The sequence below is a fragment of the Rhodococcus sp. SBT000017 genome (assembly GCF_003688915.1).
Taxonomy (GTDB): Bacteria; Actinomycetota; Actinomycetes; order Mycobacteriales; family Mycobacteriaceae; genus Rhodococcoides.
This window is the reverse complement of the sequence record NZ_REFU01000001.1, coordinates 1,120,347-1,135,671: the sequence shown is the minus strand read 5'-3', so window position 1 is coordinate 1,135,671 and position 15,325 is coordinate 1,120,347. Positions and strand designations below refer to the sequence as shown.

The 15,325-nt window shown below is 65.7% G+C and carries 19 protein-coding genes; 10 read left to right on the top strand and 9 right to left on the bottom strand.

The window, feature by feature from the left end:
- Positions 1-7: 7 nt before the first annotated feature.
- Positions 8-376, bottom strand: a complete 369-nt coding sequence (locus tag AYK61_RS04995; RefSeq protein ID WP_121870030.1) for a DUF3099 domain-containing protein — start codon at positions 374-376, stop codon at positions 8-10.
- 102 nt (positions 377-478) lie between these two features.
- On the opposite strand from AYK61_RS04995, the gene AYK61_RS04990 reads away from it, so the two are divergent.
- Complete coding sequence (locus AYK61_RS04990; RefSeq protein WP_068050652.1) at positions 479-715, top strand: DUF3039 domain-containing protein; 237 nt, start codon at positions 479-481, stop codon at positions 713-715.
- On the opposite strand, the gene AYK61_RS04985 is transcribed toward AYK61_RS04990, so the two are convergent.
- Entirely contained in the window at positions 688-1,800 is a 1,113-nt protein-coding gene (locus tag AYK61_RS04985; RefSeq protein ID WP_259467935.1) for a YihY/virulence factor BrkB family protein, read from the bottom strand. The two genes, AYK61_RS04990 and AYK61_RS04985, sit on opposite strands and share 28 nt — an antisense overlap.
- A 190-nt stretch (positions 1,801-1,990) precedes the next feature.
- Between AYK61_RS04985 and AYK61_RS04980 the strand changes: the two genes are divergently transcribed.
- Positions 1,991-3,730 (top strand): DEAD/DEAH box helicase, encoded by a 1,740-nt coding sequence (locus AYK61_RS04980; protein WP_121870028.1) that lies wholly within the window; start codon positions 1,991-1,993, stop codon positions 3,728-3,730.
- A gap of 112 nt (positions 3,731-3,842) precedes the next feature.
- Here AYK61_RS04980 and AYK61_RS27590 read toward each other — a convergent pair whose 3' ends face one another.
- Positions 3,843-4,037 carry a hypothetical protein gene (locus tag AYK61_RS27590; RefSeq protein WP_027496884.1) on the bottom strand — a complete coding sequence of 65 codons (195 nt, stop codon included), beginning with the start codon at positions 4,035-4,037 and terminating at the stop codon, positions 3,843-3,845.
- 233 nt (positions 4,038-4,270) lie between these two features.
- Here AYK61_RS27590 and AYK61_RS04970 point away from each other — a divergent pair, with 233 nt between their 5' ends.
- Together AYK61_RS04970 and AYK61_RS04965 are read left to right on the top strand one after the other, a co-directional pair.
- Positions 4,271-5,200, top strand: a complete 930-nt coding sequence (locus AYK61_RS04970; RefSeq protein ID WP_121872450.1) for a DMT family transporter — start codon at positions 4,271-4,273, stop codon at positions 5,198-5,200.
- A 28-nt stretch (positions 5,201-5,228) separates the two neighbouring features.
- On the top strand, positions 5,229-5,588 hold the full coding sequence (locus tag AYK61_RS04965) for a DUF952 domain-containing protein (protein WP_121870027.1): 360 nt from the start codon (positions 5,229-5,231) through the stop codon (positions 5,586-5,588).
- Positions 5,589-5,664: 76 nt separating this feature from the next.
- Here the strand turns inward: AYK61_RS04965 and AYK61_RS04960 are convergent, their stop codons facing one another.
- Entirely contained in the window at positions 5,665-6,996 is a 1,332-nt protein-coding gene (locus AYK61_RS04960; RefSeq protein WP_037189474.1) for an RNA polymerase sigma factor, read from the bottom strand.
- Between the two features lie 159 nt (positions 6,997-7,155).
- Entirely contained in the window at positions 7,156-7,977 is an 822-nt protein-coding gene (ppgK, locus tag AYK61_RS04955) for a polyphosphate--glucose phosphotransferase (RefSeq protein WP_121870026.1), read from the bottom strand.
- A 187-nt stretch (positions 7,978-8,164) separates the two neighbouring features.
- On the opposite strand from ppgK, the gene AYK61_RS04950 reads away from it, so the two are divergent.
- Complete coding sequence (locus AYK61_RS04950) at positions 8,165-9,052, top strand: inositol monophosphatase family protein (RefSeq protein ID WP_397485423.1); 888 nt, start codon at positions 8,165-8,167, stop codon at positions 9,050-9,052.
- A gap of 15 nt (positions 9,053-9,067) precedes the next feature.
- On the opposite strand, the gene cei is transcribed toward AYK61_RS04950, so the two are convergent.
- The gene (cei, locus tag AYK61_RS04945) at positions 9,068-9,748 is read right to left on the bottom strand and encodes an envelope integrity protein Cei (RefSeq protein WP_121872448.1); all 681 of its coding nucleotides are present in this window, start codon (positions 9,746-9,748) and stop codon (positions 9,068-9,070) included.
- 545 nt (positions 9,749-10,293) lie between these two features.
- On the opposite strand from cei, the gene AYK61_RS04940 reads away from it, so the two are divergent.
- Positions 10,294-10,596 carry a DUF4193 domain-containing protein gene (locus tag AYK61_RS04940; RefSeq protein ID WP_027496891.1) on the top strand — a complete coding sequence of 101 codons (303 nt, stop codon included), beginning with the start codon at positions 10,294-10,296 and terminating at the stop codon, positions 10,594-10,596.
- A 73-nt stretch (positions 10,597-10,669) separates the two neighbouring features.
- Here AYK61_RS04940 and AYK61_RS04935 read toward each other — a convergent pair whose 3' ends face one another.
- On the bottom strand, positions 10,670-11,134 hold the full coding sequence (locus tag AYK61_RS04935; protein ID WP_121872447.1) for a DUF3093 domain-containing protein: 465 nt from the start codon (positions 11,132-11,134) through the stop codon (positions 10,670-10,672).
- 220 nt (positions 11,135-11,354) lie between these two features.
- Here AYK61_RS04935 and dut point away from each other — a divergent pair, with 220 nt between their 5' ends.
- Both dut and AYK61_RS04925 read left to right on the top strand, forming a co-directional pair.
- On the top strand, positions 11,355-11,807 hold the full coding sequence (dut, locus tag AYK61_RS04930) for a dUTP diphosphatase (protein WP_121872446.1): 453 nt from the start codon (positions 11,355-11,357) through the stop codon (positions 11,805-11,807).
- Positions 11,808-11,871: 64 nt separating this feature from the next.
- Positions 11,872-12,714 carry a DUF3710 domain-containing protein gene (locus AYK61_RS04925; RefSeq protein ID WP_121870025.1) on the top strand — a complete coding sequence of 281 codons (843 nt, stop codon included), beginning with the start codon at positions 11,872-11,874 and terminating at the stop codon, positions 12,712-12,714.
- Here the strand turns inward: AYK61_RS04925 and AYK61_RS04920 are convergent.
- Positions 12,696-13,418 carry an alpha/beta fold hydrolase gene (locus tag AYK61_RS04920; protein ID WP_259467934.1) on the bottom strand — a complete coding sequence of 241 codons (723 nt, stop codon included), beginning with the start codon at positions 13,416-13,418 and terminating at the stop codon, positions 12,696-12,698. The genes AYK61_RS04925 and AYK61_RS04920 overlap by 19 nt on opposite strands.
- Before the next feature lie 122 nt (positions 13,419-13,540).
- On the opposite strand from AYK61_RS04920, the gene AYK61_RS04915 reads away from it, so the two are divergent.
- A complete protein-coding gene (locus AYK61_RS04915; RefSeq protein WP_032397922.1) occupies positions 13,541-13,918 on the top strand; it encodes an OB-fold nucleic acid binding domain-containing protein in 378 nt (125 codons plus the stop codon).
- Positions 13,919-14,027: 109 nt separating this feature from the next.
- A complete protein-coding gene (locus AYK61_RS04910; RefSeq protein ID WP_259468166.1) occupies positions 14,028-14,681 on the top strand; it encodes a DUF3159 domain-containing protein in 654 nt (217 codons plus the stop codon).
- Here the strand turns inward: AYK61_RS04910 and AYK61_RS04905 are convergent.
- Positions 14,655-15,314 carry a TrkA family potassium uptake protein gene (locus AYK61_RS04905; protein WP_032397923.1) on the bottom strand — a complete coding sequence of 220 codons (660 nt, stop codon included), beginning with the start codon at positions 15,312-15,314 and terminating at the stop codon, positions 14,655-14,657. The genes AYK61_RS04910 and AYK61_RS04905 overlap by 27 nt on opposite strands.
- Positions 15,315-15,325 lie beyond the last annotated feature (11 nt).

Here is a 15,325-nt window from a genome sequence, read left to right as displayed (position 1 = left end):
CGCTGCGTCAGTCGTCGCCCGGTTCGATCACCCGGTGGTTGCTCGATTCCAGTTGCGGCCTGTCCACGGTCCGGTAGTCGTATCGGCTCATCTCGTCCTTGGTGCGGGGCGGCCGATCGTTGGCGATCAGCACCGCCATCCACGGCAGTGGAATGGACGCTCCGACTATCGCCATGGAGATCCACGGATTCATCCACATCCCGTACGCGATGGCAGCCAACACCAACGCCGGGATGCGGAACGACATGATGAAGATGTATTTGCGGACGCGAGCTTTGTGCTGCTCTTCGACCGACTTTTGCGCCTCGGTGATCAGGACGGGCCCATCCGGCGAGTCGCTGTACGCGCTTCCGTCGAACCCTGGGGTTCTCGTCATACCTCCACTGTGGCACTACTGCTCACAGAATGCATACGACGAGCTGTGGAACCGGTTACCCCTTGCTGTGGATGCACGGCCTGAACGGATTAATCTGTGTTCATGAGCACTCAGACGAAGGACCGTCCCGATATCGCACCGGACGAAACCACCGAGGACGACCGGCCGAAGTTCTTCCACTACGTGAAGAAGAACAAGATCGCCGAGAGCGCGGTGATGGGTACGCACGTCGTCGCGCTGTGCGGTGAGGTGTTTCCCGTCACCAAGTCCGCGAAGCCCGGATCACCGGTGTGCCCGGACTGCAAGAAGGTCTACGAGGGCTTGAAGAAAGGCGACTGACCACCGTCTCCCGGGTGCCGGTCCGGGGTCGGTTCGGGACGATCCGAACGGGCCCGGTCGCCGGACAGTTTGATCGGACCCGTGGCCAGCCGACGGGCGACAGCGGTCACCGGTCCCGACGGCTTGTCGTCGGTAGCGGCCTGCGCCGCGATCCACTCCCGCATCTGGTCCATTCGGGTCGCCCGTGCGGGCGAGAACTCCTGGATCGTTGCGTTGAACTCGGCACCGAGAACGATGGCGAAGCCGAGGAAGAACGTGAACAGCAAAAACGCGATGGGCGTCGCCAGCGCGCCGTAGGTGTACCCGGTGCTCGTCACCCAGCCCAGGTACCGGCGCAGTACCGCGCTCGCGATCATGAAGAACACCCCGGCCAGCAAGGCTCCACCGAGGAGACGATGCCACGGCAGCGAAGTGTGCAGTGCCACCTTGTACAGCGTGGTCAAACCGATGATCAGCAACAGCCCGACGGCCGGGTAGTAGAAGAAATCGATGACCTCGCTGCCCACGGTGATCCACGAATCCGGCAGAATCTGCTGCACGTACACCGGTCCGAGGGCGACGAGCGGAAGCACGAAGACCGCGATCACCAGGAAACCCACGTAGAGAAGCAGCGCGAAGAACCTCTGCCAGACGGGATGTCGCGCGTCGGCCTGCCCGTGCGCTTCGACGATGGAGTCCACGAATGTCGAGATCGCAGACGACCCGGCCCACAACGAGAGCAGAAAGCCCACGGACACGATCTCGCCGCTGCCCTGGGCGAGGACGTCCTTGACCGTCGGAGCGATGATCTGGTCCACGACGCTGCCGCTGAAGAGGGTGTTGCTGAAGGTGATGATCTTGGACTCGATGATTTCGACGGTGTTGGGTCCGAACCATCCGCCGACGAGTCCCAGACTGCCCAGCACGCCGAGCAACAGCGGTGGCAGCGACAGCGTCTGCCAGAACGCAGCCGTTGCGGCCTTGCTGAAGATCGAGTCTTCCCACGCTTTGCTCAGAGTGCGCAGAGTCACTTTCCATACTGCGTGTAGCGGCCTTCTCGCAGACAACCGTTCCGGTGGTGGAGTTCCGCCTGCAGACTCGCTCATGGTTCCTCCAGCATTCCTGACGAAAGGCGACTTCGCCTAACAGCCGACTCGCCGTGTCGCATCCGACTCACCCCAGCGATGCGGGATCGGTCGGTGCGGAGCGATAGGCTCCTCGGCGGACACTGCAGGGCTACCGAGAGCGCGAGGAATTTACATCGATGCCAGGAACCGGCGGCCAGTGAGCGCTGACATGTTCGATCCCACACCACCATCCACCGAGCAGACTGCCGCTCCCGCGAGTGGGGGAGCACCGCTGCGCGCGTGGCAGCGACGGGCGCTGACGAAGTATCTCGTCGCCTCGCCCAAGGACTTCCTCGCGGTCGCGACGCCCGGCGCAGGCAAGACGACCTTCGCCCTCCGGGTGGCCGCAGAACTGCTCGCGCATCGGACCGTCGATCAGGTCACCGTCGTTGCGCCCACCGAACACCTCAAGCACCAGTGGGCGGAGTCGGCCGCCAGGGTCGGCATCGCATTGGACTCGCGCTTCTCGAACTCGACCGGTCAGACCTCGAGCGACTACCACGGCGTGGTCGTGACGTATGCGCAGATCGCCTCGCACCCGTTCAAGCATCGAGTGCGCACCGAATCACGCAAGACCCTCGTGATTCTCGACGAGATTCACCACGGCGGCGACGCCAAGAGCTGGGGTGAGGGAATTCGCGAGGCGTTCGGAGACGCCACCCGACGTCTCGCACTGACCGGTACGCCGTTCCGCAGCGACGACAGTCCGATTCCGTTCGTCAACTACGAACCGGATCAGGACGGGTTGATGCGGTCCAAGGCCGATCACGCGTACGGCTACTCCGATGCTCTTGCGGACGGCGTGGTCCGTCCGGTCGTGTTCCTCGCGTACTCCGGTGAAGCGCGCTGGCGGGACAGCGCCGGCGAGGAATACACCGCGCGCCTGGGTGAGCCGCTCAATGCCGAACAGACCGCGAGGGCATGGCGCACCGCACTGGATCCGCAGGGCGACTGGATGCCTGCGGTGCTGTTGGCTGCGAACACGCGGCTCGCACAACTGCGCGCAGGCGGCATGCCCGATGCCGGCGGTCTGGTGATCGCAACCGATCAGACGGTGGCGCGGGCCTACGCGAAGCTGATCGAAGTGATCACGGGGGAGACACCGGCGATCGTGCTCTCGGACGACCCCACGTCCTCGGCTCGTATCGCCGAGTTCGGTAAGAGCGACCAGCGGTGGATGGTTGCCGTCCGCATGGTGTCCGAGGGCGTCGACGTTCCACGGCTGGCCGTCGGTGTCTACGCGACGAGCGCGTCGACCCCGCTGTACTTCGCGCAGGCGATCGGCCGCTTCGTGCGGTCTCGGCGCAAGGGTGAGACGGCGAGCGTCTTCCTGCCGTCGGTACCGGTGCTGCTCGATCTCGCGTCGCAGCTCGAGGCGCAACGCGATCACATCCTCGGCAAGCCGCACCGCGAGAAGGACGGCTTCGACGACGAGTTGCTGGCCGATGCCAACAAGCAGAAGGACGAACTGGGCGAGGAAGAGAAGGCGTACACCTCGCTTGGTGCGGATGCGGAACTGGACCAGGTGATCTACGACGGTTCCTCGTTCGGAACCGCGACGTTCTCGGGTAGCGACGAGGAAGCGGACTATCTCGGTCTGCCCGGTCTGCTCGACGCGACGCAGATGCGCGACCTGCTGCGCCAACGCCAGCAGGAACAGATCGACAAGCCGGCTGCCGGGCCGGCGGTTCCGGCACCCGCAGTCGTCAACGACAGGGCCACCAGTGCGGGCCAGTTGGCCGGTCTACGGCGTGAACTGAACAGTTTGGTTGCGGTGTACCACCACCGCACCGGGAAGCCGCACGGAGTGATTCACGGCGATCTGCGACGTATCTGCGGTGGCCCGCCGACGGCGATGGCGTCGGCCGATCAGTTGGGCGAGCGAATCGCGCAGTTGCGCAAGATGTAGAGATCCCTGGCAGATCAGGGCACGAAAAAGACGGACGGTCTGGTGACCGTCCGTCTTCTTCGTTGTGTTCGTCGATCGTGGCGAACCTGTTTCCCCCGACGCAAAAGGTGGGTTACACCGTGGAGTCCGATTCGGTCATCACCGTTGCGTTCACTTCACGCAAACGGGCTTCGTGCTCGGTGGCGTGGTGACCGCAGAAGAGAAGTTCTCCACCGGTCGAGAGCACGACACGCGCGCGAGCCCCTGCACCGCACCGGTCGCACCGGTCCGCTGCTGTCAATTGTGGGCTGGTCAATGTTCCGGGCATGACTCCTCCGTACTGGCTTGCGGGTTGTCCCGTTCGCCTGGGGCCGGTCCGCCGCGTCGGTATGGCGCGGTCCGTTCACTCTGTCAGACGTATGGCGGTCATGCGTTGTTCCCGAGCGCGTTTCTTTGTGTTGTCACTAACACGAAACATGGCTCACGAGCAGGAACGTCGTCGACAGTGTTCGCTGAGAGCTGATCGTGTTCGGTGCGAGTCGCGGCAGTAGGGTCGCCGATGTGGCTTCGACTTCTACCTCGCTCTCCGGCGCATCGAAGCTGGGTATTCCGTCACTGTTCGTGATCGGCGCGCTGTGCATGTACGTCGGTGCGGCGATCGGTGTGTTCTTGTTCGACACCGTCGATCCGGCCGCGGTGGCGTGGCTGCGCGGGTTCGGTGCGGCGCTGGTGTTGGTGCTCTGGCGGCGGCCATGGCGGCACCGGGTCGGCAGCAGCGGCGGATGGACCGTGCGTCGGGCGACCACGGCCGCCGCGTTCGGCGGTGCGACGATCGGCATGAACGCGATGTTCTACGAGGCGATCGCCAGGCTGCCGCTCGGCGCGGCGGTGGCCATCGAGTTTCTCGGGCCGATCGCGGTCGCTGCTGCCGGGTCCAGAAAGCCTGCCGACGTCTGCGCGCTGCTCCTGGTGGTGGCCGGCGTCGGAGCCATCGCTTCGGCGCAGTTCGAGGGCGGCGAGGTGGGGTTGGTCGGGATCGCGTTCGCGCTGGGCTCGGCGGCCCTGTGGGCTGCCTACATCGTGCTGGGCAAGTCGGTTGCCGACGCAGGCCAGGGGCTCGACGACATGGCTGCCGGGTTCGGAATCGCGTCCGTACTCCTTGCCGTCCCACTGTTCGGACCGTTCGCGGTCGCGCACTCGAATGCATTGGGAGACTGGCGGATCTGGGTTCTCGGATTGGGCGTCGGGCTGTTGTCGAGTGTGGTTCCCTACGTTCTCGATCAGTACGTCCTGGTGCGAGTCGGCCGGGCCCGCTTCGCGTTGTTGCTGGCTCTGCTCCCGGCGACGGCGACGGTGGTCGGTGCCGTGGTGCTGACTCAGATTCCGACGACTCTGGAGGCTCTCGGAATCGTCGCCGTCATCGTGGCCGTCGTGGTCGGTGGGCTTCCTGCCCGCAGAGATCGGGGCGTTGCCGACATTCCGCCGCCCTGACGCGCACTCGACACTGCAGAATGGAACTGTGACCAGCAAGCAGGACGACCTCGTTCACATCTGTACGGCAGGGGAGTGGCTCGCGATGCGTGGTCGGGCCGACTACACCCCGGACTCGTACGAAACCGTGGGTTTCGTGCACCTGTCCACACCCGAGCAAGTGCACTTGCCGGCGAATCGGCTCTTTTCCGGCCGCACGGATCTGGTTCTGCTGCGCGTGGATCCGGCTCGTCTGACGGCACCCGTTCGATGGGAACCGGGGGTGCCGACCGATCCGGAGTCCATGCGCTTCCCGCACCTGTACGGACCGCTGCCGATCGCGGCCGTCACGGCTGTGCTCGACTATCGGCCGGGGCCGGACGGAACGTTCGGGGTGCCGCAGGTGTGACGGCATCCACGCAGCAGAGAACAACGACCGCCGATCACAGTGATCGGCGGTCGTTGTTCGAGGTGGAGCGAACGAATCAGTCCAGGTAGTCGCGCAGCACCTGAGAACGCGACGGGTGACGCAGCTTGGACATGGTCTTGGACTCGATCTGACGGATCCGCTCGCGCGTGACACCGTAGACCTGACCGATCTCGTCGAGGGTGCGGGGCTGACCGTCGGTGAGGCCGAACCGCAGACGAACCACGCCCGCCTCGCGCTCGGACAGCGTCTCGAGAACCGACTGCAGCTGATCCTGGAGCAGCGTGAACGACACGGCGTCCACGGCGACGACCGCCTCGGAGTCCTCGATGAAGTCACCGAGCTGGCTGTCGCCCTCGTCACCGATGGTCTGGTCGAGCGAGATCGGCTCACGCGCGTACTGCTGGATCTCCAGCACCTTCTCCGGCGTGATGTCCATTTCCTTCGCGAGCTCTTCGGGAGTGGGTTCGCGACCCAGATCCTGGAGCAGCTCGCGTTGGATGCGGCCGAGCTTGTTGATGACCTCGACCATGTGCACCGGAATACGGATGGTGCGGGCCTGGTCGGCCATGGCCCTGGTGATCGCCTGTCGGATCCACCACGTGGCGTACGTCGAGAATTTGTAGCCCTTCGTGTAGTCGAACTTCTCGACCGCGCGAATCAGACCGAGGTTGCCTTCTTGGATGAGGTCCAGGAACGCCATGCCACGGCCGGTGTAGCGCTTGGCGAGGGAGACGACGAGTCGAAGGTTCGCCTCGAGGAGGTGATTCTTGGCGCGGTTGCCGTCACGGCAGATCCACGTCATGTCGCGACGTTGCGCAACGGGAAGCTTCTCGCCCTTCTCCGCGGACTCGCGCATCTTCTCGACCGCGAACAGGCCGGCCTCGATGCGCTTGGCCAGTTCGACCTCCTCCTCTGCGTTGAGGAGTGCGACCTTGCCGATCTGCTTGAGGTAGGCACGGACGGAGTCGGCGGACGCGGTGAGCTCGGCATCCTTGCGGGCCTGGCGCAGCGCCTCGGATTCCTCTTCGTCCCAGACGAAGTCACCGGACGCCTTGTCCTCGGCAGTCGGCTCGGCGGTGGCGTCTTCCTCGGTGTCGTCACCGGCAGCGACCACCTCGACGACATCGTTGGCGGCTGCGGCGAGGTCGCCCTCGGAGATGTCGATGTCTTCGATCCCCGGAGTGCTCTCGTCGGCATCGTCCCCGGACGCCGGTGTTGCTGCTGTCTTCTTTGCTGCGGCCTTCTTCGCCGGTGCCTTCTTGGCTGCGGCGCGCTTGGCGGGTGCCTTCTTTGCCGGTGCCTTCGCGGCGGGTGCCTTGACAGCAGGTGCAGGTGTCGCAGACTCGGTTTCGGAATCTACGGTCTGACGGATATCGGTGGCTGCCACGTACGCCCTTTCGTGACGAAGTCGTGCGGCGTCACGCCAGAGTTGTTTCCGGCGGAGAGGTCTTCGGATTCGGCCGGCTGCGTACCGGCACACACCATTGTAACGACCTCTCAGGAGTTTGTTACCGACCCTCGCCCTACGCAGGTGGCAACCCGCGTGTCAGTCCAGCGATCCCGCGGACGTACCGGTCTCGGCGGACGGTACGGCGGAGTCCGCCGCGAGTGCGGCGCCGACGATCCCGGCAGTGTTCAGCAGGGTTGCCGGAACCACGGGCGTGCGATTGGTCAGGTGTGGAATCCACTTCTCGCTCTTGCGGCTGATTCCGCCGCCGGCGATGAAAAGATCCGGCCACAGCAGTGCCTCGAACGTCTCGAGAACCTTCGAGACCTCCTTGGCCCACTCCTTGTAGGACAGCCCCTCATTCTCCTTCACCGACGACGCCGCGCGGTGCTCGGCTTCCTTGCCGTCGACCTCCATGTGACCGAATTCGGTATTGGGAAGCAGAACTCCGTTGTGCAGCACGGCCGAACCTATCCCTGTGCCGAACGTCAACAGCACGACGACGCCGTCCTTGCCCTTGCCGCCGCCGTACTTGTCCTCGGCCACCCCGGCCGCATCAGCGTCGTTGAGTACGGTGACGTTCTCGGTGCCGATGGCCTTCGCGAACAGCGCGCGGGCGTCGGTGTCGATCCAGGACTTGTCGATGTTGGCGGCCGAGCGAGCGACACCGTCGGTCACCACGGCAGGCAGTGTGACGCCCACCGGACCGGTCCACTCGAAGTGCGCGACGATCTCGGCGACGGTGCGCGCGACGGCATCGGGGGTCGACGGTTGCGGCGTCTCGATCTTGTAGCGGTCGCCGACGAGCTCTCCGGTGCTCAGGTCCACGATTCCGCCCTTGATGCCGCTGCCGCCCACATCGACGCCGAATCCGTGGCGCGCTGCCGCAGCGGTGGTGTTGTCCGAACCTGCCTGTGTCATGTGGATGCCGCTCCTGGCGTGATCGAATCCGTGTGATGCCGTCGCCTCCGAACAATAGTGCGTTTCGGCGTTCGCGGGACGGTGACGTCACCGGCGGTCGCTGCGGTGGTGCTCGGACGTCGGTGTGTGTTGCGATGTACGCGTGCCGAAACCAGACCAATCGCAGACCGACACCGCCAGTACGCAATTGCCGGAAGAGCAGGTGGCAGCAGAGGGATCGAACACGCGTGAGGTGGACGTGCTGCGCGAGGTCGCCGTACGGGTCGCGACGCGAGCCGCCGAGCATGTCAGACGGCGTCGCCCCGAGGTCTTCGGCGGCGATTCGAGCGAGGGTGACGGCGCGGTGCACTCCAAGAGCACGCCGACCGATCCGGTGACCGTCGTGGACACCGAAACCGAGCGCGTCCTACGCGAGATGCTGGCGCAGCTGCGGCCCGAGGATGCGATTCTCGGAGAAGAGGAAGGCAGCGAGGACGACTCGCTCGACGGTGTGCGATGGGTGCTGGACCCGATCGACGGAACCGTGAACTTCATGTACGGAATTCCGGCGTACGCGGTGTCGGTCGCAGTCCAGATCGACGGTGTCAGTGTTGCGGGGGCGGTGATCGATGTCGCCCGCGCGCTCGTCTACTCGGCCGCTCTGGGACGTGGGGCGACGGTGGAGCGGGCCGACGGTACCCAGGAGCAGCTGCACTGTTCCGGTGTCACCGATGTGTCGATGACGTTGTTGGCCACCGGATTCGGCTACGGATCCTCCCGTCGCGCGGTGCAGGGCGCGATCATCTCCGAACTGCTGCCTCAGGTGCGCGACATCCGCCGGATCGGTTCGGCCGCGCTCGATCTGTGCATGGTCGCGTCCGGAGTGGTGGACGCCCACTTCGAGCACGGACTCAGTCCGTGGGATTGGGCGGCGGGTGCGCTGATCGCGGCCGAGGCGGGCGCAATGATCAGGCTGCCCGCGGCCAACAGCACCAGTGCGCAGGGTGCGGTGACGGTGGCAACGGCCCCGGGGATCGCGGACGCCTTCGTGGCCGTACTCCGCAGCGCGGGTGCCCTCGATCCGATTCCCGGCTGACGCGGCCCTACTGCGTCAGCAGCGCGATTCGCGTGCTGCCGAGAGCAGAGCGGCATCGAGCGGCGCAGGCGGGGCACCGGGTGCGGCCCCGGCAAGCGTGCGCAGCACTTCCTCGGCGTCGTCGTTGGGCTGGATCTCGCTGAAGTAGGTACCGAGTGCCAGATCGACCGAGTCGTCGGCGCGGGCGTCTTGGATCAGTTCGGCGCAGGGCGCGACCAGCGACACCGCACTCGCTGCGGCCAGGCCGGCCGGGCCGAACCGAATCTGGCCCTGGCACTGCATGTTCTGATCGACGTATACCGGATCGTTGCCGACCTGGACGTCCGGTGCGCTGGCGAAACCGTAGTCGCTGAGCTGGGCGGCCACCAGAGCGGCTTGTCCGCGCTCACCGTTGGCGTTGAAAACACGCACTTTCGATGCGGACAGGGCGGCAGGCTCGACGTCGAGCAGTGTCGTGGGGTCCACTTCCTCGCCGAGTGGCGCGGGCAGCGTTCCGTCCGACGCGGCGGCGGTGGTGGGCACATTGCATTCGGCGGTTGCCGAGGTGGCCTCTGCGGTGGTGAACACCCTGACCCACACCAGCACTCCGAGCAGAGCCAGCACCGCGAAGACCGCGATGATCGGAAACGCGCGGCGTCGACGGAACGGACGACCTCGACCGTCGACCGAATGGCCTTCGGTGATCAGAGAAACCACAGTGATCTTCGCCTTTCCGTCGGCAGTCGCCGAGACCGGTTCGCAGAGTCGGTTCACACCGACGCGGTGCCTACTGTAGATGGCCGGGGTGCGCGAGGGCGGCACACTCGGCGGGGCACTCCTTCGATCCAGTGCGCGACGCCCGATTCGGAGCCCGAAACCGGCGTCGAGAAGTGTTCTGCGACGCGCGGAATGAAGCTGCCCATCCCGGTGTTGATGCGGCGTGCACCCAGGTTGTGGACTCGTCGGCGGTTCGGTTTCTGCTTTGCGACCGGCTTCGGCTATTGTCTGGCGGCCGCGGTGCTTCAAGAATCGGACGCCGGTGCACCATCGATCAGGTGAGCGAGGTCTCGATCGGGTTTCAACCGGCGAGTTCTGGGAACTACCCGGTGTAGTTTCGGGCACCGCGCGACGACGAACGGTTTTGAACAGATACGAACATCGGTGGGAGCGAGCAAGCGCCCTCTTCACAGCCGACGGCCACAAGCCGACCACATCGGCAGCTTCCACCACACACACGCACGAAGATGAGGGGTACGAAGACAATGGCAACCGACTACGACGCACCGAGAAGAACAGAATCCGACGATGTGTCGGAGGACTCGCTCGAAGAATTGAAGGCCCGACGCAACGAGGCCCAGTCCGCTGTGGTGGACGTTGACGAATCCGACACCGCGGAGTCCTTCGAGCTCCCGGGTGCAGATCTGTCCGGCGAGGAGCTCTCGGTTCGGGTGGTTCCCAAGCAGGCCGACGAGTTCACCTGCTCGAGCTGCTTTCTGGTCCATCACCGCAGCCGACTGGCCAGCGACGCCAACGGTGTACTGATGTGCCGCGACTGCGCGGCGTGACCATCTCCGCACAGACCTGATCGGTCGGATCAGGTCTGTGTCGACGGTTCCGATCGAAAGGTCGAGAGGTAGGTCAGCGCGCTTCGACGCCGTGCGCGGTCAGGACCGCCAACAGCTCCTCGGGGCGTTTGGTGCTCACCAGCCAGTAGGGCGTCGGATCGCTCGGGTCGTCGAGGACCACGATCACCATTTGCTTCACCCAGGTGCGGTGCTGCACGAAGGCCAGCGGATCGAGCTGCCTTCCCAGTGCCGCACTTTTTGCTGTCGCTGGAACGACGGCAGCCTTCGACGCCACATCGAGTGGCAGATGAGCAGACCCGACGCGTAACTCGGCACCGGCCGCACCCGCGACCACCTCGACGCGCAGCCTGCTGAAGGCGAACAACGCCCACGCGATCAGCGGGAGCAACACCACGTAGGGCAGCCAGGCACGAATGCCGGGCGCTCCCATGTGGATCTCCGCAGCCAGCAACACCGCCACGGCCGCGCCCGCTGCCCACCACCAGATCGGCACCCAGAGTCGCTCGGAGTAGAGCACCGAGTCAGCGGGTGCCGTGGAACCCGTGTGAGGAGTGGAGTCGCCGGACTCCGATGCGTGTTCGGCCTGTCGATCTGCAGTCACGAGTCCCAGGGTAGTCGCCACACCGAGACCGAAGCCGGCCAGCGTAGTCTCGTTCCACGTGAGCGACGAAGTCACCGAGTCCGGCAACGAACCGTCCGTCGACCGACCCCCCACCCCGCGCCGGCCGTCCGGTCCGTTGTCCGAGGTCCGGCTGCGCCGACTCGATCCCGAGCTTCCGGTGCCGACACGAGCGCACGAGGGTGATGCGGGCGTGGATCTGCGAATCACGGCCCCGGTGACGATCGCACCGGGCGAACGCGTCCTGGTGGGGACCGGAATCGCGATCGCTCTACCGTTGGGAACCGTCGGGCTGGTGCATCCGCGATCGGGACTGGCGGCGAAGTCGGGCCTGTCGGTGGTCAACACTCCGGGCACGATCGATGCCGGGTATCGCGGCGAGATCAAGGTGTGCCTGATCAACCACGACCTGCACACTTCGATCGAGCTCGAGCGAGGCGACCGCATTGCCCAACTGATCGTGCAGCGAGTCGAACTGGTGACGTTCGTCGAGGTCGACGAGTTGGACGACACCGTTCGAGGGGCCGGTGGTCACGGTTCGACCGGTGGCCATGCGAGTCTGAAGCAGTGAGTTCCGCCACGACGTTCGCCGGTGGCAGGCACAGTGGAAGCAACCGAGAAGAAGAGAGCTGAACATGTTCGGACGGCGTAAGAAGAACGACGCCGGCAGTGCCTCCGCGCCCGGTGCGGAGCCATTCGTCGACAGCGTCGAGGACGAAGACGACGATGTCGAGGCCGCGGACACGACCGCCGACGGTCCCCACGATCTCGAGGATCTCGACGACGATCGCGAGACCATCGCCAAGACGCGACTCGACCTCGGTTCGGTGCTGATTCCGCTGCCGGAGGGCGGTCAACTCCAGGTCGAGATGTCGCAGGCAGGCAGCCCGCAGGCAGTGCACATCGTCACGCAGTTCGGGCGCATCACCATCGCTGCCTACGCGGCGCCGAAATCACCCGGTCAATGGCGCGAGGTGGCAACCGATCTGGCGACGTCACTGCGCAACGACAAGGCCGAGACGACGGTCGAGACGGGTCCGTGGGGACGCGAACTGCTCGGTGTCACGGCCAACGCCGACTTGCGCTTCATCGGAGTCGACGGCTATCGCTGGATGGTCCGCTGCGTGCTGGCGGGACCGTCGGGTGCGGTGGGCGAGGGCCAACCCCTCGTCCGGCTGGCGCACACGATTCTTCGGCAGACCGTGGTGGATCGGGGTACCGACCCGCACCCCGTCCGGACACCGCTGCCGGTGGTGTTGCCTCAGGTGCTGGCCGAGCAACTTGCTGCAGCTGCACAGCAGCAGGCGGCAGCTCAGCAGAGCGCAGCGCAACAGGCTGCGCAGCCTCAGGCTGCGGTGCCCACGGCAGAACCTGTTGCGCCACAACAGGAGTCGACTCCGCAGCCGACCGCAGCCGAGCGCGACCGAGCTCCGCGTCGGGGCGCGTCGGGATCGGCGATTCAGCAGCTGGGCGGCTGAGCCGACCACCCGTCGAGACCGTCGACGGCCGCTCGGCCGAGGCATCCCGGATCGGTTCCGATGTCGTCCAAGGTCACGGTGCGCAGCTCGCAGTTCGGTAGCGCCCGCGCCCATTGTCGAGCTACCTCGATCGGATGGACGGCGTCGTCCACTGCGCCCACGACGACGGCAGGCAGCTCTATCCGAACGAGCTCGTCGAGTTCGAGTCCGCGATAGCGAGCCGCCTCGTCCAGCGCGTCGGGAAGCGCGGGCCACTGGGCCGCCCAGGACCTCCGCAGAGTCCGCGCGAGCCACGGCGGGCTGGACGCTGCCATTGCCGCGGTGACGGCGTCGAGCCCCTCTTCGCGCAGGGATCGGGCGGTGAACTCCGCGCTCAGGGCCGCGGGGGAACCGGCCGGGTCTCCGGTCCACGCCGGCAGCGCCAGTGCGAGAGCAGCGGTGTTCGATGGGTGGTCGCCAGCCCATCGAACCGCGACGGCTGCCCCGAGGGATATACCCGCGACCACGATGCGTCCGTGTCGATCGGCCGCGTCGTCGAGGGCGGACAGGTAGCTCTCGACCACGGCGGCCGGGTCGGGTTCGACCGCGACGGTGGCCAATCCCACACTGTCCAATGCTGCCGAGAACGCGTCGGCGGCGAACCGAGCATCGGACCCCGTCCCCGGTAGAACGACTGCGGTATGGGTGTCGAATCGGCTGTGCACGACACGATTGTGCACGCCTGCCGACACCGCCGTGACAACGGTTGGTCAGCGTGACGCTTCGGGTCTACAGTGGCGAAGTACCCACCCTGACGAGGGAACGACCCCCACCGCTGGAGCGCACAATGGCACCCGCTGCCGCAGGATACTTTCGCCGTCTGACGCGGAAGTTGACAGAGGACATCGATCAACTCGATGCCGAGGAGATGGCCGAAACCTCCGAAGCCTCCGGGGCTCGGCGGGCGTGCGACTGCTCGCGAGGCGAGGAAGTCACGATGCTCGGTCGGTTGCGCAGCGTCGAAGCCTGCTCGAAGGCGGCCAACGCCAATATCGAGGCCGAGTTCTTCGACGGCACCGACACGGTGACGCTGCTCTGGATCGGACGACGCAAGATCGCCGGAATCGAGCCAGGCAAGACTTTGCTCGTTCGTGGACGCGTCGGCGAACGCGACGGACGAAAGATCGTCTACAACCCCTACTACGAACTGCGCGACGACAGCTGATCGTCGCCGGTATGGCACTCTCGTTGTCGTGACCAACAGCGACGATTCCGTGCCGCCCCCGTCGACGACGCCGGAACCCGCGCCCGACGCGTCGACCACCGCCGAGAAGGTGGCTCCCACCGTCCTCGAACAGCTCGGCGGGTTGAGCGGGCTCATTTATTCGACCTTGCCCGTCGTCGTCTTCGTTCCGGTGAACAGCTACGTCAACCTCGCCGTTGCTCTGTGGTCCGCTCTGGGAGTCGCCGCTGCGGTGTTGGTGTGGCGGTTGGTTCGTCGTAGCCCGATTCAGCCCGCCATCTCGGGATTCTTCGGGGTCGGGATCTGCGCATTCATCGCATACCGGACGGGAGATGCCAAGGGCTACTTCCTGTTCGGCATCTACACCTCGCTCGCCTACGGCGCGGCGTTCGTGCTGTCGGTGCTCGCGCGCTGGCCGTTGGTCGGCATCATCTGGGGGTACCTCAACGGCAAGGGAGCGTCGTGGCGCGGCAACCGGTCGGCTGTGCGTTACTACGACGTGGCCACGATCGCCTGGGCGTCGGTGTTCGGTGCCCGATACATCGTTCAGTCGCAGCTCTACGACTCCGACCAGACGGGCTGGCTCGCCGTTGCCCGCATCAGCATGGGCTGGCCGCTCACGGGAGTGGCACTGTTGGTCACGCTCTGGGCCGTGCGTGCGGCCGATCGCGCGCTCGACGCTGAGTCGAGCGCGAACCGCACGCGGGAGCAGCTGCCGTCAGATCAGGCCGACAGCGGCGCGTAATTCGTTCTCCACCTCTTTGGCCGCGACGAACAGTAGCTCGTCGCCGCCCTCGAGCGGATCGTCGTGCTGCGGAACGATCACTCGACCGCCGCGTAAAATCGTCACCAACGCTGCGTCCCTGGGTAATTGGAGCTTGCGTACCGGCTTGCCCGCCAGGGGTGTGTTCTCCGGAAGCGTGATCTCGACGAGGTTGGCCTGACCCTTGCGGAACGTCATCAGGTGAACCAGGTCGCCCACCGACACGGCTTCCTCGACCAGGGACGCGAGCATGCGCGGGGTCGACACTGCGACATCGACGCCCCACGCGGCATCGAACAGCCATTCGTTGCGCGGATCGTTGACCCGGGCCACCACGCGATTCACGCCGAACTCGGTCTTGGCCAGCAAGCTGAGCACCAGGTTGGCTTTGTCGTCGCCGGTGGCAGCGATCACCACGTCGTAGTTCTCGAGGTGGGCGGCTTCGAGCAGACTCAACTCGCACGCGTCGGCCAGCACCCATTCCGCTTCCGGGATGGCGGCCTGATCGACGTGGTCGAGCTTGCGTTCGAGGAGCATCACATCGTGTTCACTGCGAATCAACTCGCGTGCGATGGATCTGCCGACTGCGCCGGCTCCGGCGATGGCGACTTTCATGGCTTCCCGTT

Excerpts from the sequence above, each read along its gene's own strand:
- AYK61_RS04995 (WP_121870030.1), bottom strand. The coding sequence starts at position 376 with ATGACGAGAACCCCAGGGTTCGACGGAAGCGCGTACAGCGACTCGCCG.
- AYK61_RS04990 (WP_068050652.1), top strand. The coding sequence starts at position 479 with ATGAGCACTCAGACGAAGGACCGTCCCGATATCGCACCGGACGAAACC.
- AYK61_RS04985 (WP_259467935.1), bottom strand. The coding sequence starts at position 1,800 with ATGAGCGAGTCTGCAGGCGGAACTCCACCACCGGAACGGTTGTCTGCG.
- AYK61_RS04980 (WP_121870028.1), top strand. The coding sequence starts at position 1,991 with ATGTTCGATCCCACACCACCATCCACCGAGCAGACTGCCGCTCCCGCG.
- AYK61_RS27590 (WP_027496884.1), bottom strand. The coding sequence starts at position 4,037 with ATGCCCGGAACATTGACCAGCCCACAATTGACAGCAGCGGACCGGTGC.
- ppgK (WP_121870026.1), bottom strand. The coding sequence starts at position 7,977 with ATGACACAGGCAGGTTCGGACAACACCACCGCTGCGGCAGCGCGCCAC.
- AYK61_RS04940 (WP_027496891.1), top strand. The coding sequence starts at position 10,294 with ATGGCAACCGACTACGACGCACCGAGAAGAACAGAATCCGACGATGTG.
- AYK61_RS04925 (WP_121870025.1), top strand. The coding sequence starts at position 11,872 with ATGTTCGGACGGCGTAAGAAGAACGACGCCGGCAGTGCCTCCGCGCCC.
- AYK61_RS04915 (WP_032397922.1), top strand. The coding sequence starts at position 13,541 with ATGGCACCCGCTGCCGCAGGATACTTTCGCCGTCTGACGCGGAAGTTG.
- AYK61_RS04905 (WP_032397923.1), bottom strand. The coding sequence starts at position 15,314 with ATGAAAGTCGCCATCGCCGGAGCCGGCGCAGTCGGCAGATCCATCGCA.